Here is a 19,667-nt window from a genome sequence, read left to right on the forward strand (position 1 = left end):
GATCAAAGAATGTCGACGCTGACTGTGTATTCACATTGTGGCGAGGGCCCTGATCATGGTTAGACCCGCTCACTGCGCCGTTGGTCAAACGTACTAGACCCTTGTTCTTCCCTGTTTCAGATTGCTCTGCTACTGAAGAAGTCACTTGTGGATCCGCATCAATGCGTCGCGATATTCGCTCCGCATTTCTAATGTCCTCACCCTTAACCACCAAAGTCGATGCATCGTCTTCATTGATAGCACTATCTATTGATAGATACTCATCTGGACCTACCGGCGTATTGGCCGATGTATTGTCATCGGTTTGAACAGCACGAGTTATTAGGTTGCGCAGATTTTCATCAGGCCGAACATATACATCCGCTTGGTTAGAACCATCAGTAACCGTTGCTTTTAACATTGTCTTCGGATGAGTAGAACCAGCCTGAGTACCAAACTCTTTTTTAACTTTATCGGATAAGTCCTTATCAGTAACTGTAGAGACTGACACTAGACGAAGATTTGGATTGTCCGCACCATCAGTATTTGTGTCACCGAGTGACGAACCATCTCGCTCATCGACGTAGATATCACCGTGGTAGATATCACGTATATTGTATGTATCACCAGATATGTTGTAGGTATTGTTGATTATTACTGAGCCCCGAGAATCATTCTCGCGCTCACGCTTTGCTTTATCCGCTTCGGGCTCGTCATCCTTTTTGTCAGGATCAATGTTCAGCGTTGGTTCGGGGTCAGCTTTTGTTGGATCTTTTGGTTTGGGGCTTTCCGATGTATTTTCTTCGGGCTTATCTTCGTTTGGTTTTTCGTCTTTGGATTTGTTTTCCGGCTGATCACCGAGATTAAACACTTTACCACCGTGAATACCACAAAGTATGGTATTCATATAAGCCGCGATCGCAACGCCTGCTACTGGACAAAAAGGTACAAGGGCAAGCGCTAAAATACCGCCTGGCACCATTAGACCAAGATGAATTTTCGCTTTTCTCTCAGGACTAAATTTGCCGCTATACGCCTTTTCGACTTTTTTCTTCGCTTGCGCTTTTCCTCTGCCTGTTTCTTTATCAGAGTCGGTCTCACTGTCAACATCATGAGACTCACTATCACTTGGTAAGGGAGTAGGCCCAAGCGAAAAAGAATCCGGTGTTTGCTGTTTGGCCACCAAATTATCTTCGCTAATGCGTTGCATGTGACGGTCATTAAGCAATGAGTTTGCGCTTGTTAAATGCGGACCGTTCCCGTTCGTTCCCTGTGAAGAGCTGTCATGATTAGGCCCGATGCCAGTGACAGATGTTGATCGAGAGATCATGTTTAGAACCTCATTATTTCTAATAGTTGTATGGTCAAGCGTCGAAGGTCGTCTTCTAAAACACCGGATTCAGGGCACGCAAGCGTCATGTAACCGTCAACACGTATCAAATAACCACCTAGAGTGGTTTCGAACTGGCTTAATTTTTCGATAACTTGTTCAATATTATGTAAATGGACAAGTTGAAAAAACGGCACAATTGGATAAAGCACGTAATCTGGATGACGACTAAACACCGCGTCTTCATTTTGTTCTATCTTAAGCAAAAAGCTTTCGACCTTATCTAGCTCGTGCTGCATACTATTTCGGGTAAACTAAAACCACGTCATCGGTAGATAAGGCCGACAATTCCTGAGTGGTTAATGCGGTTTCAAAAGGAGTCCAGCTTACAGTAAGCTTTAAATCCCCAGACAAGGATTGAGGTCTAGGCTCAAGGCAATCGCCATCAATATGGATGGACTCAGCATCAAGGTATAGCGTGGTCGCTAAACACTCGCATTCAAAAACGGTGGTTATGCACAATGGTAAGTTAAGACTGTCCTTACCTTCAACAAAACCCACATAGTGCACACCATGTGGTGCCATATTCTGCGTAATCAGATAAGAGACATAGTCTTTGTCTAAATATTTGATTTCCAGACCAAGTAAACGCTCGATTTCTACAACTTTTAAGTAACCTTTCGCTTCTATTCCCATATGAACTAGACTGATTTCGATCAAATCATCATCACTTAAGTCTAGTTTCAACTGACGAAAATCTATCTTTACGGCATGATTATCAAAAATCATTCCAGCAACACGATTCACTTTACTTGCCAATTCGCTTGAAATAATACGACTTGGAATAAGCTCTACTATATGGTTTTTCATATTAGTTACCGATTTCGAGACAATAGGGCCAATACATCACGACTCATGAGATAATCCTTCTCATCAATCCAATCTCTAATTCCCTGTGGGATCTCACAAACAAAATCGTAAATTAGTTGATAAGTTTCCTTAGAAGTCATGGCTCTAAAGTCATCACCTTGCACTAAGCGCAAAATAAACGTTATATTGTGGAATTCACTTTCAAGTATTCCATCAATGACTATAGATTTGACCGTCTCTTCTGAATAATCACGTAAACGCTCAAACCAAGCCACTACTGCCGCCTTATCTAGATATACATCTGCATCCGACATCTGGTTCCAACTCAAACGTTGCGACTTGTTTTTGATCATCTCATAGGGATCAAGAGGCCTATCTCTTAAATCACAGTGGGCGATACGAGTATGGCTACTCATCATTTTCCCCTTTTTGTAATGCTTCTAAATCGTTTTTTAAACCTTGTTTGCTTTTATATTTACGTTCGCGCTGATCATATTTTCGACAAAGCACCAACATCGATAGCAGACCTTCAAGATAATGCTCATAAGCAACAAGCTGCTGCAATGCTTCGCTATCAGCTTCCATTTCATCCCCGAGTTCGCCCAATGATTCGAGGTACTGCTTCATCTTCTTACGTAAGGAAGCAGGATAAAGATGCTGACAATGGTTAGCCGCTTGCAATATAAAAAGCTGTGCATCGTTAAGTTGTGCTTTATCCGGTAGTGCTCCACTAAACCCCTGCCAATCACGTAATGCCTTTAGCTGATAACTGTTCAGCATTTTTGCAAACTGCCTTTGGTGCTGAGGCGTCATAGGTTTGCGACGAATACGAAACAAGCGTGGATTTTTTTTGGTTCGTTTTTCTGCTTGCTTTACGTCTCGAACACGCTTGGTCTGACTCTCTTCACGAGTTTGCTTTGTAGGCGTTACATCATGGACACGCTCGGTTCGTTGTGGCATTGAAAAAGATACACTGCGCATAGGCTAAAAAGAGCGGGCGAACCCGCTCTGCTCCTTAACGGTTTGTTGCCAAGCTTGCTTTAGCAACTGCATCAAGAACGTCATTCCATTTAAACGAAGACTGAGTCAGGTTTTGAATGAATTCGTTCAGCTGAGCCACACGCTTCTCTTGGAAATCTTTAGAAGCTTGCATTTCCTCTTGCTGACGCACTTGGTCAGCATGTTGGATCTCATTGACGTTGCCTGCCATTTGACCACTAGAGTTACTCATTTGAGCAACTGATTGATACTTAGCCGTTCTTCGACTCTGCAAATCAGCAACAAATTTATCCGCTTGCTCAGGGAACTCCTTCATGTACTGCTTTGCATCCATACCTTCACCAGAAGTATTCTTCAGGTGACGGGTTTCTAGTGCTTTTGGCTGTGCCATCTTAACGGTTGCTGCAGTAGACAAAGCCATGGTCGCAACAGAGACTGCCAGTGTAATGCCAAATTTACGCTGAGCATCACCGCATTTGTCTGCTGCAATCAGTTGAGCAAAGTCCTTGATTGCTACACCTTCCGCAATGCTGTTCTGCATCACTTCATTACGCAGCTTCTGCTCTGATTCAATGATCTGCGCTAACAAAGCAAGAAGATCAGCAAGTGATACAACTGACACTGTATCGCCAGAGGTATTCTTGAACGTTACTTGATCTGTCTTCGCATCGTACTCACCCGTTTCAGGCACATACGCTAATAGCGCAGCATCTACCTTATTACGGTTTTCTTTCGTCGGATTTTGAGCCTGAGCAATTAGCAATTCCATAACTGAGTCAGGAATTTGAGTGATCTGCCCACCTGTTACTGTGCTAAGGAGCTCACTCAACTGCTTAAGTGATGCCTTTGCTTCCGGGGAAGAAAACGTTGCTGGCACAATTTGTGCGCTTTCAGCACTTGCTGCAGACAATACACTAATATTGGTATCTAACATTAAATTATTCCCTAGCCTTTTACATGTGAATTGAAATCATCTTGTCGTTAAATTCACGATGAGATTGATTAGTATTAAACAAAGATTCAAACGCGTGAGTCACCGCGCGCATGGCTTGACTAAGCATGTTCATAATTTGCTGGATAGCCGCTTCCAAAGCATCTTGCTCTGCCTGTGCTTTTTCCATATCTTCCATGATTTTGGCGGATTTAACCCCATAACCAGTGCTCACAACTTCAGTTGCAGTGGAGCTAACTTCTGTTACCTGCGCAACGCGAGCACCGCGTGATGCTGCTTTCTCTGAGTTACCAATATTTTTGATAGACTCTAGAACATCATCCAACATCTTCTTGGCTTTGTTGACAAGCTGACTAGGTTTAAATGATTTGAGTGCCACAAGCATTTCAGAAACTTTGTTGCCAAGTGATTCTAGTTGCTTAAGCATATTCGCTGGGCTTAGATTCTTAATGCTGTTAAGGAAATCATCAGCCAATTTAGACGCTTGTGTAACTACATCTTTAATGCTGGTAAGTACATCTTGTACGGCCTTACCAGCGGATTTAACCGCTTCAGAGGCTTGATCCAGTACTTTGACGACACTTGCCTTTAGTTGACTAATGGCTTCAAGCGCTTTATTTACCGCTTTAGATGCCATTTCACCAGCTTTTTGTATAACCTGCTTGGTCGCAGTGGCCGCTATATCTTTGAAGGATTTAACTGCCGCAATCGCATCATCGAGTAGTTTGGTCGCTTTTTGGGCAGTCGATGCTGACTTTCCTAACAAGGTAGCGAAATTAACTGACTTAAGTTTTGTCAGCATGTTCACTAGTGTCTCAGAGATTTGCTTAGCAAGCGTCGCCGCTTTGGTAGCAGCCTTAGTCGCAACTTGGCTGATACCACTCATCAACTTCGCAGGATTGAACGCGATAAGTAAACCAGCAATCGCACAAGCGATCTCTAGGCCCATTTTTATCTTCTGACGCTTCTCGTCCGGTACGCCACAAGCTTCCATAATTTTGTCAGCAACAGTCGGTAAAACAACCAAAGTAACAGCCACAACCGCAACTGCTACCGCTGCTGCAGTTGCACCAAAAGTCACCACAGCTGACACAACAGCGGCAAGAACACCAAGGGCCATACCAATTTTGGCAAACAGTCCTCGTTTTTTCTCAGCCTTCTGCTGCTCTTTAAGGTCCTCAGATTGCTGTCTAATTGCGTCGATAGTTGAATCTCTTTGCAAATCAATCAATGATTTCTTTGCTTCAGAGTTCGCTTCGCCAGTCTGTGAAACCGCATTTGCCACTTTTTTATTGCTCTCTTCCAATTGGCGCCATAACGCACTTAGCGTGACGGAACTACCAGGAAGTGGCTGACTTGGCGACGCTTGTTCAGCCACCGCTTTTTCAGCCGTACCAGCCTGTTCGCTGGTACTATCATCTGCAGGAGCGACATAAGTCGTTGCTGAGACGGTATTCATGAATGTACTCATTACGTTTTCCCTTCATGTATTAGGCCGGGAATAAGCAGCCAAACCGGCATGCTATCTAATCTCAGTCGATGAGCGGCATGTCCCCGGCGATGTCATGCCCATTTATGCTGACTTTTCAATGCTATATGTTACGGGCAATGGCCATTTGCTCATCTCGGCATATTGATAACCAATACTTTAACGTCTGTTGAAGCATCTTAACCTGGTCACCAATGCGGTTTATTTCTTGGATATCATCGTCGGTGAGTTCGCGTTCTTTGAAATTGGTATACATATCTTCGAAATACTCAGCACCCAAGCCAATACCATTCCAGTCTATTACTTGGTGTCCATGTTGCGTGACTTCTCTCCAGCCTAGGTCACCAGCATTGTTGGTTCCCGTTTGGCCATCATTATCAAACACAAAATCGATTGCCGAAGGATAGCTAGTGTGTTCAACAATATACGCATCCAATTCACTAATGGGCGCAGTAAGAAACATATCGATCACAGATTGCTCAACTTTAGGTTCAATCGCCAAGTACCCGGCCATCAAAGCCATACGCAGCATTGGAGATAAATCTCCAGAATAGCCTGGGTCACATACAAAACCACCAGCGTTATCATAATTGTTTTTATACTGGCTTTTTAACGCAGAAACCCCACCGCACTTATCATCCATATAGGTAAGGATTTCGTGGCACAAACTGCCCTCTGGCGAATTGTCCATCATGAATTTATAGATATTTTCACACTCACTTGCGAAGCGACTACCGTTGTAGCCTTCATGATAACCATGAGAACCTGAGCCTGTGCTTTCAAGAAAATGGCGCATTTGATCTTCGATGCTTGCATACCCCTGTTTTCCTTCACCATAGCCGTGAGACATAAAGTCCATAATCGCAAGCTGAAACAGATCTTCCAGAGCATAACCCGAAGTATTACCACTGTTTTTTATGCCTTCAAACATCACAGCCATAGCACTTTCAAACATGGGCAAACCAGGTGTAGTCCAGCCTTTAATTATTTCTAACTGTTTGGCATACGCCTCGATTCCCTGAGCTAACACGATAGCAATTGCATCTTCAGGGTTACCTCCTGACATCAACATCACCACTTGCTTTTGGTGATTAGCCACCATAGATAAAACCTCAACGTCGGCAGGTGTACCCTCTAAAGTTGCGAGGGCTTTATCCGCTTTTTTCAGCTCTAACTCTGCTTTGTTAGTCGCGTCAATTTCCTTTTGAAGAGTTTGTGAATCAATGGTTTCATAATCACTTGAAACATCGCGCAGTATCAGCTCATTAATATTGCTAATCATTTTTTGCTCCCAATTTAATTCACTGCTCAAGACAAGTGCGGTGCTAATTGCTGCTTTAGAAATTCGTAACGTTTGATGTAAAATTCACTTAAACTTTCAGGTTTCACAATCAGCCAATGAACCGCTGCCTGCATGTGATCCTTGAGTTTGTAATAGCAAAGCGAAATATTCAGCATGGTTTCATTAAGGTCATTCGTTGGATAAGTTTTTAAAATATTCAACATATCTAACGCTTTCTTAAACTCACTTTTTTCTAGGTATATCGCTGCTAAACACCCAGGGCCACGATGGTCATATGGGTTCAATGATGAATAGGCGACAAATACTATTTCAGCTTCTTTAAACTGAAACTTATTATAAAACTCTACCCCGAGATCAAAGATGGATTTTAGGTGAGTTGTTGTGATTTTGTTGGAATCACGTTGCTCACTAATTTCCTTCAAAATTTCATCGCCATCAAGTAACGAGAAAAAGTCATCTCCTGGTTTACCAAAATTAATTGCTTGGTTTTTCATATTCTTTCACCCTAAATAATTGCAATTAAATCTCATCAGACTGGACAAGTATCGGAGCCAAAACTTGATGAACTACATTAGATAATCGGTATGGACTGGATGTCATCAATGGCGTGGCGGGTATATCTAAACCCAAGCGAATAGACCACAAAGTGGCAAGTCTTTTGTTGTATTGTGCTAGCATCAACAATCCAAGTTGCAAACTGTTCATGTTTTCCGGAATGCTTTGAAGACTTGCAGCATCGGACCAAAGACACAGCCTCTTTTCCAACTGCGCTCTTAACTCCAAAATAGCCCTACTGTTTCTAGTACTGCGATGAAGCTGATACTCCACTAAATAGCCAAGAGTACTTACAATTTTTCTGACTTGTCCCAGATTACTCGACAGCCACAAGTAGACTTCTTCATCGGTAAGAGAGGTTAAGACCAAAAAAGCATCCTGGCTTAGCTTGCGCTTGGTTAAACAGTGATGAAGTAGCTTTTGGTGTCGTTTTTTATGCGTTTTCATTGCCAGCCAATTGAACAAAGTAACTTACTGTCAATGTGTCAGATTCAGCGGCTAAGCCTTTCAAAAAGCGTTCGATATTACCTTTTTTGGTACTATCAAACTCATTCAAGCTCATGATTAAAACTGAGATACGCTTACTCTTCTCACCAGTGACGACAACGCTAGCTCGCAAAACATTAGGTATAACACTGAGTTTGTTATAAATTTCTCGACTTTCGAGCAAGTTGCCTTTTACCGTTTCTAGTTTGCTTAAACTGGCAAACTTGGATTCCAATAAATCGTTCAGATCTTCACGTTGAAAGTAGAAGTTAAACTGAGTCAGTAACTCCCTCGCTTTTGCCTCATCAGACTTTTCTACGTGAATATGATAATTTTCTTTTTCAGTGGATAAAGTAGCGGGTACTTGATGTTGAGCTAATAAAACTATCACTTTATTTGCCACATCAGCCGATTCAAAACTGGCAACTTGGCTAGCACCTTGTTCACCGCACCCTGCTAAAACAAGCAATAAAAATAAGTAAAACTTCTTCATCACTGAGCCTTCATCACTTCATTTATTGCATTCGCTGACTTAGATGCAATCTTTGTTACGGTTTCCTGATAGAGACTGTAATGAAATACTGACTGTTGCAATGCAAACGTATCTTGAACAGTAATCGCGTCTTGATTCGCATTAATTTTGTCAAGATTATCCAGAATCTCCTGAAAACCTTCACCAATATTATTGAAGGTATCTTCCAATACAGACGGTTGAATCTGCTCAATCATTAGATCCGGCATTGTCCTTCCTCTCAAACAACCTTTTAACAGGTAGTAGTTAAACCTTGCACATATGCTATGTAGCGTTTCAACACAGAGCCAATGAATCATTGTGAAATAAAACAAATTGTTCTTTCTTTATTACTTTCATGACCTTAGATTGGAGCATGCATAAAAAAACACGCTCTGAGATAAGCTGAAATTACGCTGAAAACTTATGAATTTGTTCAAGTAGCATCCAAAATCACAACTACACTGTAACGAGTTATCCTATGAAGGTTTGTTTAATGACAGCACATAAATTAACGTCACTCTTGTCTAAAGCACTGTACATTCTTATACCAATAGTGTGGGTTAATATTGCCAGTGGAAGCGAAGATATTATTAGAATAGCGATTGGTGAAGGCCACAAAGCGTTGGCTAAAAATCCTAACTATAAGCTTGGTGTTGAAGTGCCCATTTCCGAAATTTACAAAGAAGCTAATATTGATTTTGAATTCGTCTATCTACCTAACGAACGCGCTATTCAGTCTGTTGTTTCTGGACAATACGACGCACTAGGTCTGAGAGTTGCTGGGCTTGATAAAAATCCGAATATTATAAAAGTCGATGTCCCACTAGGTTCATTTGATGTTTATTTTCTTTCAAGAGGTGACAGATATATTAATAAATTAGAGGATGCTAAAGATGAAACGGTCGTCGCGCTTCACGGGGCTCGCTACGTTGATGCTTTAAAACAGTATAAGAAACTGCATCTGATTCATTCAGAGGAACAGGCAGCACTTATGTTAACAAAAGGAAGAGCTGATCTGTGGCTTGCCCCCCTACCTAGCTATCAGTTAGTCAAAGACACCTATCCTGAAATCAAAATATCCAGCCCAATCGTATCTAGAGAAAATGTTTACCACTATATTCATGCTTCCCAAGCACACCAACTTGAACGACTTGAGCGTGCAGCCAAGCGCTTTCTCGCCAAACGCCAATCACAGGCCAAGGCTGAGCAGCCAAACAAAAGTGACCTCTGAGTAAAGTGTCTAGCTAAGATTGAGTAGCCAAGCAAAAAAAAAACCATGCGTCTTCACACATGGTAAAACAAAAAGTGAATGACAGTGGATTATTCTCTTTTTGCGTTTTAAGCACCAAACATCAGTGCCAATATACAAAGACTAGGTCAAACCGACCCACTTAGCTAGGCCACTCAATAGGTTTCAAACTCGCCACTGTTGTAATCCGAGATAGCTTGTTCGATTTCTTGCATACTGTTCATAACAAAGGGGCCATAATGCACTAAAGGTTCATCAATAGGTTCGCCTTGAAGCACTAGCACGCCACTCGCAGTTTTTGCAGATAATTCAATGAGCTGACCTTGAGAGAATATCGCTAATTCACCCTGCTGAACGGCTTGATTATGCACATTTATCTGACCTCGATAAACATACAAAACAAGATTGGATGTATCTGTTGTCGTCATCTTTAAACTTTGATTTGGCTGCGATTGCCAGTCAGTAACAGACAAAGGCACACCCGTCTGGTTCAGAGGTCCACTGAGTGCAATATCGTTTACCGAGACTTGGCCAGCGAGTACTCGAACAAGCCCCAGTTCGTCACTAGCATATTCTGTAATCGTGTTGGACTGAAAGTCTCTATATTGTGCTGGTTTTACCTTATCCGCCGCTGGTTGATTGATCCATATTTGAAAACCATGGAGATCTCCTTCTTCCATAATTGGCATTTCACTATGAATCACTCCTTTGCCAGATGCCATCCACTGGGCTCCCCCAGCACGCAGCTCACCGATGTTACCCATATGATCTTTATGCTGGAAGTGACCTTTAAGCATATAAGTTAAGGTTTCAATTCCACGGTGGGGGTGAGGCGGAAAACCGCCAATATAGTCATTACGGTTATCAGATTTAAGCTCATCTAGCATTAGAAATGGGGAAAAGTGTGGGTTATCAAATCCTGTAACACGACTGATTTTTACTCCATCACCATCTGAAGTTGGCCGTGAGCGGATAACTTTCACAATCTCTCTTCGATAATTCATAACAAAGTCCCTCCATTGTAATAACTAGAGTTTATATCCACTAGTAAGAAAGTTAACCTTGTATTGTCTATCTACTTGTTCAAAATATTTGAAGTTATAATCACTAATCAGTGGTCAAAGAATTCACACATCAGCTCTGCACTTCCAATAATGATACAAAGCCGCCACATCACCAGAACACAACTCTTGCATCACCTTTTTTAACTCACTATCAGACCAATCCCACCATTTAATAGCCAGAAGCTGAGAAATTTCTTCTTCACTAAAGCGATATCGAATGTGTTTCGCAGGATTCGAACCAACGATTTGATACGGTTCCACGTCTTTAGTAACTACTGCGCGACTGGCGATTACAGCGCCATCACCAACATTCACACCAGCCATAATCATTGCTTCTGAACCAATCCAAACATCATTACCAATCACAGTATCTCCTGATGGTTTAAAGCCATCTTCAGCATTGGAGAAATCTTGACAGTCTTGATAATAAAAAGGAAACGTACTAATCCAATCGGTCCTATGTCCTTGATTGCCAGCCATCATAAATACAGCACCTGAGCCTATGGAGCAAAAGCTACCGATAATAAGCTTATCAACATCCTTAGACTCTGAGGATAAGTACCGCACGCAATGCTCAAAATTATGACTGTGGTAGTAACCTGAATAATAACTATGCCTGCCGACACGGATATTAGGATTAGTTATCTGTTCTTCTATGGGTTTGCCTTTAAACGGAGACTGGAAGTAATTGGTCATATCATTATTTTTCTAATTTTTACATATGTTTAACATGGATTAATGATAGAATCCAAGTGTTTTTGGAGGTATTCAAAGTGGCTTAACATACTAATCCAGTTTCAAACAACGAGTACCAGTTAGCCAAAGATTCACCATGCTCTGCAGATAATCGTCAATATCGCGATCAAATGTTGGTGTTCGCCATAGCAAATCGTATAATTTGGTTATTAGCCTGTAGTATCTGGATTGTGCATATGTCTTCAAAGTTTATCGAACGAGCTTGGTCTCATTCCTGCGTTACCATGGAGGAAAAGCTTGTTCTGCTCGCCCTGGCAGAGCTATCTGATCGCAGTGGTGCCGTCATTACTACCATGGATGAACTGCAAGCCATGACGAATGGATCGGAATCCAGTATTGATCACGTACTTGGAAAATTAGCGCTTGAACAAGCCATTATTTCACTCAGCAAAGCCCAGACTCGCAAACAAGGTAGCATCAAATGCAAAATCAATGTCGGTAACCAACATTCGATTCCCGTATACGCGACTTCAGAACCGATTGCCAAAGTCCCTCAATTCCACAAAACACAAGTTAAACCATTACAAGGTTCAGATTCTGGCACAAAAACCATTAACATAATGGATCTGTCGCCCAAGGTTATTGAAGCTTGGGCAGAAGTGATCATGTTTAGGTCTGGTTTTGCGAATCAAACTAGCGTATGGGCGAGTTTCGTTGATAAACTTAAGGCTTTAGGCCAGCCATTAATGAGCCAAGACGATATTAACAGCCGCCTGCATGCTCATTTACATTCAGAAAAAAGCTATGGGCAAAATAAAGGGTTCAAAAACAAACCCAATACAAGCAAAATGTCTCCCAATCAGGCCTTCAAGAAAAAGATGGCAAATTTCAACTTCGACTTTGACGATTAGGTAAGCAATGAAAAACATCAATGAAATCGCTTCTGATTGGCAGAAACAAGGTCATAGTAAGCCCGCACAGTCTTCAAACACTAGCATCAAAAAAACCAGCTCAACCAAGTTCCCTTCAAGCCCTGCAACTCCTGTCAGCCCATTGTCGACACAGGTAACCGGAGAGTTTAATCAAGGCCTTAAGGATGTTCTGCGCCCTTATACGGTAGAACAGCGCAAACATATTATGGCGTTTTTCGGCAAAATGCAGGAAAACTTCTCCACCCAGTTTACTCATATGTATGGCTCTGAGCCTGATGATGAATTTGCTGCGTTTGCTTCACAACTGTCTACAGAGGATGTAGAGAGAATCGTTCATCATTTACGTGAGCGATTACTTGCTGGTAAAGAGTGGCCCCCTGCTCTTGCCTTACTTTCCATGCTAAAAGACTTACCACTCAATACTGAGGTTTTAGAGGCGAGACATAGAATCTTGATCAAAAGAGAGCCTGTTACTCGAGTAGAAAAGTACATTTTTAACCGTAAAACGAGCTATCTAAGGTCGCTATCTGAAAAAAATCTCGCTGAAGAATTTAAGCTACTCTACATAAACGCTTATCAGGAAGTGCAGAATAATCTTGATCTTACATTGGATCAAAAAGAAAAAAATGTAGAACAAAATGTTCTAAAAGTTGAACCCACCCAAACCGACCTTGAAATACAACGTCGAATGACTCAAGGCCTCAAACCGACTGGGAATGTGGGTCATATTCTCTCGCGCATTGATAAACTTCGCCATGGTGATTCCTCTCAAACCGAACCAAGTTGGAACACAAATCAAGAAAGTAGCCAACCACTACAGGCTATCAACAAAAATAAGATTGATCGCGAACAGCAAGCTTTAATGGAGCAAATTCTAAGGGAAACCAACGGCGGCAATGAGAACGTTTAATATTTTAAAGAAAGAAAAAGACTTTTTTCTCGCCTCGATAGGCAAGTCTCATTGTAAAATCATTATCGATGACTACAGCCGTGAGCTGCCGCTTGGAGAAATAACACTGCATGTCGAAGAGGTCTCCAATAAGTATAAGTACTATTCAAACGAAGCGATTTTCAAACTCACCTTACCCGCAGGCGAGCAAGATAACATCGATATTTGCATGCTAAGTAGCGGGCGTAAAAATCACTTCATCTACAAAAAGTGTCTTAAACTGGGTGGCAAGTGGGAACCGATTCTCAATCAGTGGGTGTTCTCAACCTCTGTAGAGGAAAAAGTACGAGAGCTAGAAAATATTATTCAATCTGAAGAAGAGTATGTTGAAATTACGTTCAATGAAACCGTCACCGTTAATGATAAAGCCTTTACGATATTTGGTTACCCTATAAGCTCAACCGACTCGAACAAAACGGTGAAAGGTGTGAAATTGTATCGTGGGGATATTGCGGTGATCGGGACTAAAACTATTGTTGTTGCCGGGACTAAAGTTCGCTTATTTATCCCCAAACTCATGCGAGAAGACAGTAGCTTTCGAGAAGATTACCTTTGCATCACACACATGGAAAAAAAGCGTAAGCCTAACAAAAGAAAAACTTACTCTTGGGAATAAGTTTTTCTACCAAACCAACCCACCGCATCGTCTTTAGGCCATGACTGGTTCTCCAGCACACTTCTCTGTCGTTAAAGTTCTATGCTCTTCAATCAGTTCATCCAACACTTGATGTAATCGATTAGGGTTGGCTGTGGTTTGACCTGCAATGATGATATGTGCTGTATTTTTGGCCACCGCTAAATGGTACTTGCGCCATAATTGTTCCGAAGGTTTAGGAAACACAACAATCGGTGAGTTGTCATGACGCCACGCTGAAATCCCATGTTGATTCAACTTGATAACTACCTCTTGAGCCAGCTGCAAACAATCCGCTACTCGCTGCTTTTTGCTCTGCTCACTAGTGCTACGAATAAACTTCCATAGAAACAGAGGCGTTAAACCATTTCTTGAGCCTGATAAGGTTTTATCTGGCGCGGCAATATATTCTATCTGGTGACTCACTTTATCAGTATGTTTCTTTAGCGCTAAAACCATACCGCAAGGGATAGGTGAACCCAACATTTTATGGCCTGACACTGAGATAGAATCAATCCCATGTTTAAATGAGAACATAGGAGGATTATCAACGTAAGGAACTATCATGCCATGACATGCGGCATCCGCATGGATGTAGTATTGTTCGCGGTCAAAGCCAACTTTTTCCAAACGACGCTGAATTTGCTGTAAGTCATCAATGGCACCCAGCATAGTGGTGCCTATGTTGGCAAATATGATTGGTGATTTATCTATGTTTTCTTTGAGTAAACACTCCAGCGCATCGTAATCCATTTCGCCCCGAGAGTCTGACGCCACGACCTGATAGTCAATATTCAAAAAACGAACGATCTTCATCACTGAGTAATGAGTTTCCTGTGAAAAATACACCATTCCCGATGGAAATCTCTCTCTGGCAAGATAACAACCGTACATATTGCCTTCGGTACCACCATTGGTCACGTAACCCCACGCCTCATCCAAAGTGGTATGGTACAAGCGACAAAAATATTCGACCACATCTTGCTCGAATTCAAAGGTATTCATCGGGTAATTAGAAGGCTCTGCCCAGTCACCTACGTTATTGATGGAAAACTTAAAAAAAGACCATAAATCCCGATAGTCGTAATCTGTCGCAACAGGATAACCAAGCATTTGATGCTGGCTCTCCACACAGACTTTGTATAAATCTCTGAGTCTTTGAGTATCATCATAGGACAGCGGCATATGTATTCCTTTACATCTGTTTGGACACTGTTTTAATGCCGTTTTATTGCTCAAATTACAACCGTCTTTATAACCTAATGTTGTATTCTGTGAATGAACGGTGAGAATACATGCTTATTACTGAAGGATTAATTAATATCCGCCTCTCCATAGGTTCAATATAACCACAAGTAATTTAAAATTATTTTCTGATATCATACCGAAATTTATATAACTCAACATTTTCCAAATATTGAAATTTATAAATTGGTGCAATGACTATCCCATGGTCGAAAAAATATTAAATTAACTAGGCCATCTAAAAATGCTGGTGACAGATCTTATGCCCATCACCATATATGTCTAATTATCTAACATGTTTTTCAAACTTTCTGGCAATTCAAGTAGCCATTGACTGCTGTATTTTTTTAAAATAACGACTTCATTTCTGGTAATCAGCTTGCCGAATAGCCTTTCCTGTTTTTCAACATTAACATATTTCTTATCGTTATAATCAAACACATTAATGACTTTAAAAGATTCCAAGTTAGCCGTGTTACTGCCTGATGCCTGACCTAAAATAGAAAGAAACTGATTCATAAAATCAAGGCCTGACATTAACACAATATCTTCCTTGGACACAGTGTTACCAAATGCCATATTTTTTATAAACTTTATACTTGAATCATTATGTTCAAGACCTGATACCAGAACATCTTTTAAGCCACTGATATCATCAGGATGATAAAAGTTCGCAGATTGGTCAAAGCCTACTTTGGTTATAAAATCATAATATTGCTCAGTAAACTCTGTGGGTACCTGAGATAACGATAATTCCCCATCAATAATAACTCGCACATCGGTTATTAGCGCCGATGATGAGCTATATGGAGTAAACGTCATGCTTTTGTCGGCCAACCAATTGTCATAAACCCAATTAGATTCATCGATACAGTGCTTTGAAACTGTTTCTAAATTAACTCTATCACCAATAGTGGTATTGTGAATCTTATTGCCGCTGTTATCTTCGGCATAGGTATAAATCAAAATTCCGGATTGATCTGAAGAAGAAGGATCGATACCACTGTATGACGTTTGGATACAGACCCGCTCGATATCCGACAAAGCCATCGGCAACTTAGCAATGGCTTCGGCTCGCTGCTCAAGATAGCCATCCGCCAAATTGAAATAATCAAACTGAGGCGCTTGGTATAAAGCAGGCTCATTCATCACAGCAGGTAAGCCACTTTTTATTTCTGGCACAATAGAGAGTGTATCAGCAACAGACGGCGCAGAAAGAAATAATATTGCTAGTAGGTTATTTTTATTCATTGATTGCTCCTTTTTCAAGCAACAATATCAATTATTAGATTATTAGTTTCAAGAATTAATTAAAACAAATAAGAGTAAAATAGTTTTATGTGATAATTGTCTATAATGAATCATAATTTAAATACAAATAAGGCAATATAGAGTTTAATGTAATAAATAAAATATAAATCCAACCACATTAAAATAAATATATTTCTAAATTTATTATGTTTTTAAATCGGCTCTATGAAACTACGCCAAGAAGAAAACGATAACCGATCGCTAAAATCATTATGATGGACATAAGCAATCACAAAACCACTCAGAAGAAAGAATAAATCGACACCAAGCCAACCCTTCTCAGCAATATTGGTTACCCAATGGGGCAGCTTTCCCTCAAGTGGATATTGAGTTACCAAGTGATGTAATAAAACCCATAATGCGGCGATGCCTCTGATACCAGTTAATGCATCTATGTGCTTCTTTACCATACTTGTTTCTCTCTAAACTCAGCTTGTTAAAGTGTAGTGAGACAGCACAGATTTTGCCGAGTGTTAAGAGACAAGACTTTTAATAAACTCGATCAATCAACCAAAACCGATAGAATCTAAGTGACTTCTGGCTTACACTCTGGATGCAAACTGACACACCTATCTATTATGCTTAAGATTTCAAATACAGTTACACTTCACGCATGGGAAATTACGCTCACCGCAATACGAGCGCAGGGAGCCGGCGGGCAAAACGTGAATAAGGTTTCCTCAGCAATACATCTGCAGTTCGACATCATTCACTCCTCACTCCCAGACATTTACAAGCAGGGGTTGATGGCACTCAGTGATTCTCGAATTTCGAAACAAGGCATTCTCACGATAAAAGCGCAGCAATTTCGAACTCAGGAGCAAAACAGAGAGGACGCTCTGGAGCGGCTGGCTCAGATAATCCGTAGCGCAGTCCAAGTGCAGAAAAAACGCCGCCCAACAAAACCAAGCAGGGCGGCAAATGAAAAGCGGTTAAAGTCCAAAAATGCTCGTTCTCAAACCAAGTCTCTTCGAACAAGGGTGAGCCATTAATGACGCTCACCCATAGTGTTTATCTTGATTCAAGCGGGTAAGATCGATAGCTCCACATACCATAGGTACGCAGCGCATCACGATAAATACCCAGCAGCTCACCCTTACTGATTTGTTTTAACTCTTTAAGTGGTTTGTCTGGGTACGCGAGCGTATCAAAGGTAATGCCGCTAGGACCCGTTTGCCAACTGGCGATTTCAAACAGTACCTGCCCACGACGAACATGGCTGGCAGAACTGATGATTGTCGCGTGTTGTACCTTGTGTCTTGCAAGAGCATAACTACTAAACAACGCATTACCGACCGTACTAGTGGCATAGTTCTCTTCAATGATGCGATCTGCACTCACTCCTTTGGCTATTAGCCAGTCTGCCATCAGTTTGCCTTCCGTTTTGTGGCTTTGCGGCACGCCTCCTGTCAATACGATCAGTGCTTTCGGGTTCGCTTGCGCAAGCTTTAACGTTGTCTCAAGCCGTTCGATTAAAATGGAGTGCATAGAACCATCAGGGTTAAGCGCATAACCCAGAGTGACAATCGCGCCATTTTCACCAAGAGCACCCTTATCTACTTTCTCTTTTAGCGGAGTAGCAACCACGCGATCAATGGTTTGGAATATGCGGGTTAAATCTTGTGCTTTTCCAGCATTGAGTTTAGCCAGTGCCTGCCTATGCTTTTGAGACTCTGCTTGGTTACCATTAAATTTTTGCCACACGGCGAGATACGCGTGCAAATCAATATCATCAGGTGCGACAGATAAAGCTTGTTCGAACAATTCGATCGCTCGATCAACGTTCTTGTTATAAATCTGCGCGTTCGCAGCCGAAATCAACAGATCCGTTCGGTAAGGTTCAAGTTGATATGCTTGCAAAAGACGGTCAGTCACTATTTCCATATTACTTGGCATTTTTGCCGTAAAACCAGCATGAGAGACTCGCGCAGGTGACTTGAATGCGCTTACAGCATCATTTAACAGCTTATCGACGACCTCACGTTTTGTGACCAGATCCGTATATTGGGCAGAAGCCTGTACAGCGTGCTCTAAATCTGCGGTTGCAGGTGCTGACGCACCGAATGCCAATGCACCAGTGAGTAACAGCGAAATCAATGTTTTGTTCATGCAAAGTCCTAAGGATCTTATCTATCTCAATACCGAGTGTGGAGTTTATAAAATAAAAATTTAAAAACCGTGACAAAGGTTATGTTTTACACTTCCATAGTTACAGAGTGCTAAAACGAGAAGTAAGGTCACAAAGAGTGGGTATTAGGGCTTGATGGACATACTTAGCATGTCTATCAAGCCTTATTCATTGCTGATTATTCAATGGTGATGGTGTTTTTAACCTCACTAGGTAAGTCAGAATTATTAGGGCCTGAAACGATAACGGTATAGGTACCTAGCAACCAATCTCCCCAATCTAGAGTCTCTGTAGTCCAAGTGCCTTTGTCATCCACTTGTACATTTTGAGAATATTCTGAGATCTCGTCTCGTGTCACTTCAAGCTTCAAAAACGCCCCCGAAGCGACCCCAAGAGTACTACCATGAATGATGACTGCGCTTGAATCAATAGGATTATCGACTATCTCTTGATTTAGCGTTAGTAACGGCTTCACACTCACTGTCGCTGTGTTACTCACACTCGCTAAATCGCCCGAGGTACCAGACATATCTTGGTAACCCGTTACCTCGACCAAAAGCTCATCGCTCCCCGGCAACAACTGAATCTTTGAGCTTGTTCTCCCTACCCAAACACTGCTCGCGTCTTGATGGTCTGATTACCACTATTAACCCCTGTCACTGTGAGCGCTATCGTCCCTTCGGGCCATGTATTGATGTTGTATCCAGACAGACTCCAGCTGCCGCTTTCATCAGTATCAACGCTTTTCGTAAAGCTATGACTTTCATCCAAATAGACTTTCACTTCCAATCGGCTTTTCGCCTTAAAGCCCAAACTCTTACCTGACACCAACAATAATCGATTAATACCATCCGCTGTCACCACACTACTCAGGACCTTCAGCACCGGTTGAACAGAAAAAGACTGCTCGCGTCTTTCTCCACCACGGCCTGATACATCACTGTAACCCGTTACCTCGACCAAAAGCTCATCGCTCCCCGGC

At 41.7% G+C, this 19,667-nt stretch carries 25 protein-coding genes; 5 read left to right on the forward strand and 20 right to left on the reverse strand.

Annotated features, from left to right (window positions below; all coding sequences use genetic code 11):
* The 12 genes from MHN79_RS20380 to MHN79_RS20435 all read right to left on the reverse strand — a co-directional run.
* Window positions 1–1,309: hypothetical protein (locus MHN79_RS20380; protein WP_239174776.1), on the reverse strand; the 1,309-nt coding region annotated here is incomplete at its 3' end.
* Between the two features lie 2 nt (window positions 1,310–1,311).
* A complete protein-coding gene (locus MHN79_RS20385; RefSeq protein WP_239174777.1) occupies window positions 1,312–1,608 on the reverse strand; it encodes a hypothetical protein in 297 nt (98 codons plus the stop codon).
* Window position 1,609: 1 nt separating this feature from the next.
* Entirely contained in the window at window positions 1,610–2,179 is a 570-nt protein-coding gene (locus MHN79_RS20390; protein WP_239174779.1) for a hypothetical protein, read from the reverse strand.
* Between the two features lie 5 nt (window positions 2,180–2,184).
* Complete coding sequence (locus tag MHN79_RS20395; protein WP_239174813.1) at window positions 2,185–2,595, reverse strand: hypothetical protein; 411 nt, start codon at window positions 2,593–2,595, stop codon at window positions 2,185–2,187.
* Window positions 2,588–3,160, reverse strand: coding sequence for a hypothetical protein (locus MHN79_RS20400; protein ID WP_239174780.1), 573 nt, complete (start codon window positions 3,158–3,160; stop codon window positions 2,588–2,590). The genes MHN79_RS20395 and MHN79_RS20400 overlap by 8 nt, the downstream gene beginning before the upstream one ends.
* A gap of 34 nt (window positions 3,161–3,194) precedes the next feature.
* Window positions 3,195–4,112 (reverse strand): type III secretion system protein, encoded by a 918-nt coding sequence (locus MHN79_RS20405; protein ID WP_160930353.1) that lies wholly within the window; start codon window positions 4,110–4,112, stop codon window positions 3,195–3,197.
* Window positions 4,113–4,131: 19 nt separating this feature from the next.
* Window positions 4,132–5,601 carry a hypothetical protein gene (locus tag MHN79_RS20410; RefSeq protein ID WP_239174782.1) on the reverse strand — a complete coding sequence of 490 codons (1,470 nt, stop codon included), beginning with the start codon at window positions 5,599–5,601 and terminating at the stop codon, window positions 4,132–4,134.
* A 121-nt stretch (window positions 5,602–5,722) separates the two neighbouring features.
* Entirely contained in the window at window positions 5,723–6,901 is a 1,179-nt protein-coding gene (locus tag MHN79_RS20415) for a hypothetical protein (protein ID WP_239174784.1), read from the reverse strand.
* A gap of 26 nt (window positions 6,902–6,927) precedes the next feature.
* Window positions 6,928–7,416 carry a regulator gene (locus MHN79_RS20420; RefSeq protein ID WP_239174786.1) on the reverse strand — a complete coding sequence of 163 codons (489 nt, stop codon included), beginning with the start codon at window positions 7,414–7,416 and terminating at the stop codon, window positions 6,928–6,930.
* Window positions 7,417–7,441: 25 nt separating this feature from the next.
* On the reverse strand, window positions 7,442–7,924 hold the full coding sequence (locus tag MHN79_RS20425; protein ID WP_239174788.1) for a hypothetical protein: 483 nt from the start codon (window positions 7,922–7,924) through the stop codon (window positions 7,442–7,444).
* Complete coding sequence (locus MHN79_RS20430) at window positions 7,911–8,456, reverse strand: type III secretion protein (RefSeq protein WP_160930345.1); 546 nt, start codon at window positions 8,454–8,456, stop codon at window positions 7,911–7,913. The genes MHN79_RS20425 and MHN79_RS20430 overlap by 14 nt, the downstream gene beginning before the upstream one ends.
* Entirely contained in the window at window positions 8,456–8,704 is a 249-nt protein-coding gene (locus MHN79_RS20435; protein WP_114785433.1) for an EscI/YscI/HrpB family type III secretion system inner rod protein, read from the reverse strand. Before MHN79_RS20435 ends, MHN79_RS20430 begins: the two co-directional genes overlap by 1 nt.
* Before the next feature lie 266 nt (window positions 8,705–8,970).
* On the opposite strand from MHN79_RS20435, the gene MHN79_RS20440 reads away from it, so the two are divergent.
* The gene (locus MHN79_RS20440; protein ID WP_239174790.1) at window positions 8,971–9,708 is read left to right on the forward strand and encodes a transporter substrate-binding domain-containing protein; all 738 of its coding nucleotides are present in this window, start codon (window positions 8,971–8,973) and stop codon (window positions 9,706–9,708) included.
* Window positions 9,709–9,881: 173 nt separating this feature from the next.
* Here MHN79_RS20440 and MHN79_RS20445 read toward each other — a convergent pair whose 3' ends face one another.
* Both MHN79_RS20445 and catB read right to left on the reverse strand, forming a co-directional pair.
* The gene (locus MHN79_RS20445; RefSeq protein ID WP_239174793.1) at window positions 9,882–10,730 is read right to left on the reverse strand and encodes a pirin family protein; all 849 of its coding nucleotides are present in this window, start codon (window positions 10,728–10,730) and stop codon (window positions 9,882–9,884) included.
* Between the two features lie 123 nt (window positions 10,731–10,853).
* Entirely contained in the window at window positions 10,854–11,486 is a 633-nt protein-coding gene (gene catB, locus MHN79_RS20450) for a type B chloramphenicol O-acetyltransferase (protein WP_239174795.1), read from the reverse strand.
* A 236-nt stretch (window positions 11,487–11,722) separates the two neighbouring features.
* Here catB and MHN79_RS20455 point away from each other — a divergent pair, with 236 nt between their 5' ends.
* Genes MHN79_RS20455 through MHN79_RS20465 form a run of 3 tightly spaced genes read left to right on the forward strand, consistent with a single transcriptional unit; the run spans window position 11,723 to window position 13,983 of the window.
* Window positions 11,723–12,397 carry a hypothetical protein gene (locus tag MHN79_RS20455; protein ID WP_160930957.1) on the forward strand — a complete coding sequence of 225 codons (675 nt, stop codon included), beginning with the start codon at window positions 11,723–11,725 and terminating at the stop codon, window positions 12,395–12,397.
* Between the two features lie 7 nt (window positions 12,398–12,404).
* A complete protein-coding gene (locus MHN79_RS20460; protein WP_239174797.1) occupies window positions 12,405–13,328 on the forward strand; it encodes a hypothetical protein in 924 nt (307 codons plus the stop codon).
* Entirely contained in the window at window positions 13,315–13,983 is a 669-nt protein-coding gene (locus MHN79_RS20465; RefSeq protein ID WP_239174799.1) for a hypothetical protein, read from the forward strand. Before MHN79_RS20460 ends, MHN79_RS20465 begins: the two co-directional genes overlap by 14 nt.
* Before the next feature lie 33 nt (window positions 13,984–14,016).
* Here MHN79_RS20465 and MHN79_RS20470 read toward each other — a convergent pair whose 3' ends face one another.
* From MHN79_RS20470 to MHN79_RS20480, 3 genes are all read right to left on the reverse strand, one after another.
* A complete protein-coding gene (locus tag MHN79_RS20470) occupies window positions 14,017–15,186 on the reverse strand; it encodes a histidine decarboxylase (protein ID WP_239174801.1) in 1,170 nt (389 codons plus the stop codon).
* Window positions 15,187–15,528: 342 nt separating this feature from the next.
* A complete protein-coding gene (locus MHN79_RS20475; protein ID WP_239174803.1) occupies window positions 15,529–16,497 on the reverse strand; it encodes a hypothetical protein in 969 nt (322 codons plus the stop codon).
* Window positions 16,498–16,709: 212 nt separating this feature from the next.
* Window positions 16,710–16,967 (reverse strand): acyltransferase family protein, encoded by a 258-nt coding sequence (locus tag MHN79_RS20480; protein ID WP_239174805.1) that lies wholly within the window; start codon window positions 16,965–16,967, stop codon window positions 16,710–16,712.
* A gap of 168 nt (window positions 16,968–17,135) precedes the next feature.
* Here MHN79_RS20480 and arfB point away from each other — a divergent pair, with 168 nt between their 5' ends.
* Entirely contained in the window at window positions 17,136–17,549 is a 414-nt protein-coding gene (arfB, locus tag MHN79_RS20485; RefSeq protein ID WP_239174815.1) for an alternative ribosome rescue aminoacyl-tRNA hydrolase ArfB, read from the forward strand.
* A gap of 19 nt (window positions 17,550–17,568) precedes the next feature.
* Here arfB and MHN79_RS20490 read toward each other — a convergent pair whose 3' ends face one another.
* The 3 genes from MHN79_RS20490 to MHN79_RS20500 form a co-directional block, all read right to left on the reverse strand.
* Window positions 17,569–18,666: a YdcF family protein gene (locus MHN79_RS20490; protein WP_239174807.1), complete on the reverse strand. Its 1,098-nt coding sequence runs from the start codon at window positions 18,664–18,666 to the stop codon at window positions 17,569–17,571.
* A gap of 197 nt (window positions 18,667–18,863) precedes the next feature.
* A complete protein-coding gene (locus MHN79_RS20495) occupies window positions 18,864–19,262 on the reverse strand; it encodes a hypothetical protein (protein WP_239174809.1) in 399 nt (132 codons plus the stop codon).
* A 26-nt stretch (window positions 19,263–19,288) separates the two neighbouring features.
* A partial coding sequence (locus tag MHN79_RS20500; protein ID WP_239174811.1) for a hypothetical protein occupies window positions 19,289–19,667 on the reverse strand: 379 nt, incomplete at its 5' end.

Origin of the sequence: Vibrio sp. Of14-4 (genome assembly GCF_022347625.1) — a bacterium.
GTDB classification, from domain to species: Bacteria; Pseudomonadota; Gammaproteobacteria; order Enterobacterales; family Vibrionaceae; genus Vibrio; species Vibrio pristinus.

What these genes read in the sequence shown, in the direction of transcription:
- MHN79_RS20460 (WP_239174797.1), top strand. Translation starts at nt 12,405, where the DNA reads ATGAAAAACATCAATGAAATCGCTTCTGATTGGCAGAAACAAGGTCAT.
- catB (WP_239174795.1), bottom strand. Translation starts at nt 11,486, where the DNA reads ATGACCAATTACTTCCAGTCTCCGTTTAAAGGCAAACCCATAGAAGAA.
- MHN79_RS20400 (WP_239174780.1), bottom strand. Translation starts at nt 3,160, where the DNA reads ATGCGCAGTGTATCTTTTTCAATGCCACAACGAACCGAGCGTGTCCAT.
- MHN79_RS20480 (WP_239174805.1), bottom strand. Translation starts at nt 16,967, where the DNA reads ATGGTAAAGAAGCACATAGATGCATTAACTGGTATCAGAGGCATCGCC.
- MHN79_RS20435 (WP_114785433.1), bottom strand. Translation starts at nt 8,704, where the DNA reads ATGCCGGATCTAATGATTGAGCAGATTCAACCGTCTGTATTGGAAGAT.
- MHN79_RS20390 (WP_239174779.1), bottom strand. Translation starts at nt 2,179, where the DNA reads ATGAAAAACCATATAGTAGAGCTTATTCCAAGTCGTATTATTTCAAGC.
- MHN79_RS20395 (WP_239174813.1), bottom strand. Translation starts at nt 2,595, where the DNA reads ATGAGTAGCCATACTCGTATCGCCCACTGTGATTTAAGAGATAGGCCT.
- MHN79_RS20410 (WP_239174782.1), bottom strand. Translation starts at nt 5,601, where the DNA reads ATGAGTACATTCATGAATACCGTCTCAGCAACGACTTATGTCGCTCCT.
- MHN79_RS20425 (WP_239174788.1), bottom strand. Translation starts at nt 7,924, where the DNA reads ATGAAAACGCATAAAAAACGACACCAAAAGCTACTTCATCACTGTTTA.
- MHN79_RS20490 (WP_239174807.1), bottom strand. Translation starts at nt 18,666, where the DNA reads ATGAACAAAACATTGATTTCGCTGTTACTCACTGGTGCATTGGCATTC.
- MHN79_RS20475 (WP_239174803.1), bottom strand. Translation starts at nt 16,497, where the DNA reads ATGAATAAAAATAACCTACTAGCAATATTATTTCTTTCTGCGCCGTCT.
- MHN79_RS20430 (WP_160930345.1), bottom strand. Translation starts at nt 8,456, where the DNA reads ATGAAGAAGTTTTACTTATTTTTATTGCTTGTTTTAGCAGGGTGCGGT.
- MHN79_RS20455 (WP_160930957.1), top strand. Translation starts at nt 11,723, where the DNA reads ATGTCTTCAAAGTTTATCGAACGAGCTTGGTCTCATTCCTGCGTTACC.
- MHN79_RS20415 (WP_239174784.1), bottom strand. Translation starts at nt 6,901, where the DNA reads ATGATTAGCAATATTAATGAGCTGATACTGCGCGATGTTTCAAGTGAT.
- MHN79_RS20465 (WP_239174799.1), top strand. Translation starts at nt 13,315, where the DNA reads ATGAGAACGTTTAATATTTTAAAGAAAGAAAAAGACTTTTTTCTCGCC.
- MHN79_RS20440 (WP_239174790.1), top strand. Translation starts at nt 8,971, where the DNA reads ATGACAGCACATAAATTAACGTCACTCTTGTCTAAAGCACTGTACATT.
- MHN79_RS20445 (WP_239174793.1), bottom strand. Translation starts at nt 10,730, where the DNA reads ATGAATTATCGAAGAGAGATTGTGAAAGTTATCCGCTCACGGCCAACT.
- arfB (WP_239174815.1), top strand. Translation starts at nt 17,136, where the DNA reads ATGCTTAAGATTTCAAATACAGTTACACTTCACGCATGGGAAATTACG.
- MHN79_RS20405 (WP_160930353.1), bottom strand. Translation starts at nt 4,112, where the DNA reads ATGTTAGATACCAATATTAGTGTATTGTCTGCAGCAAGTGCTGAAAGC.
- MHN79_RS20420 (WP_239174786.1), bottom strand. Translation starts at nt 7,416, where the DNA reads ATGAAAAACCAAGCAATTAATTTTGGTAAACCAGGAGATGACTTTTTC.
- MHN79_RS20470 (WP_239174801.1), bottom strand. Translation starts at nt 15,186, where the DNA reads ATGCCGCTGTCCTATGATGATACTCAAAGACTCAGAGATTTATACAAA.
- MHN79_RS20385 (WP_239174777.1), bottom strand. Translation starts at nt 1,608, where the DNA reads ATGCAGCACGAGCTAGATAAGGTCGAAAGCTTTTTGCTTAAGATAGAA.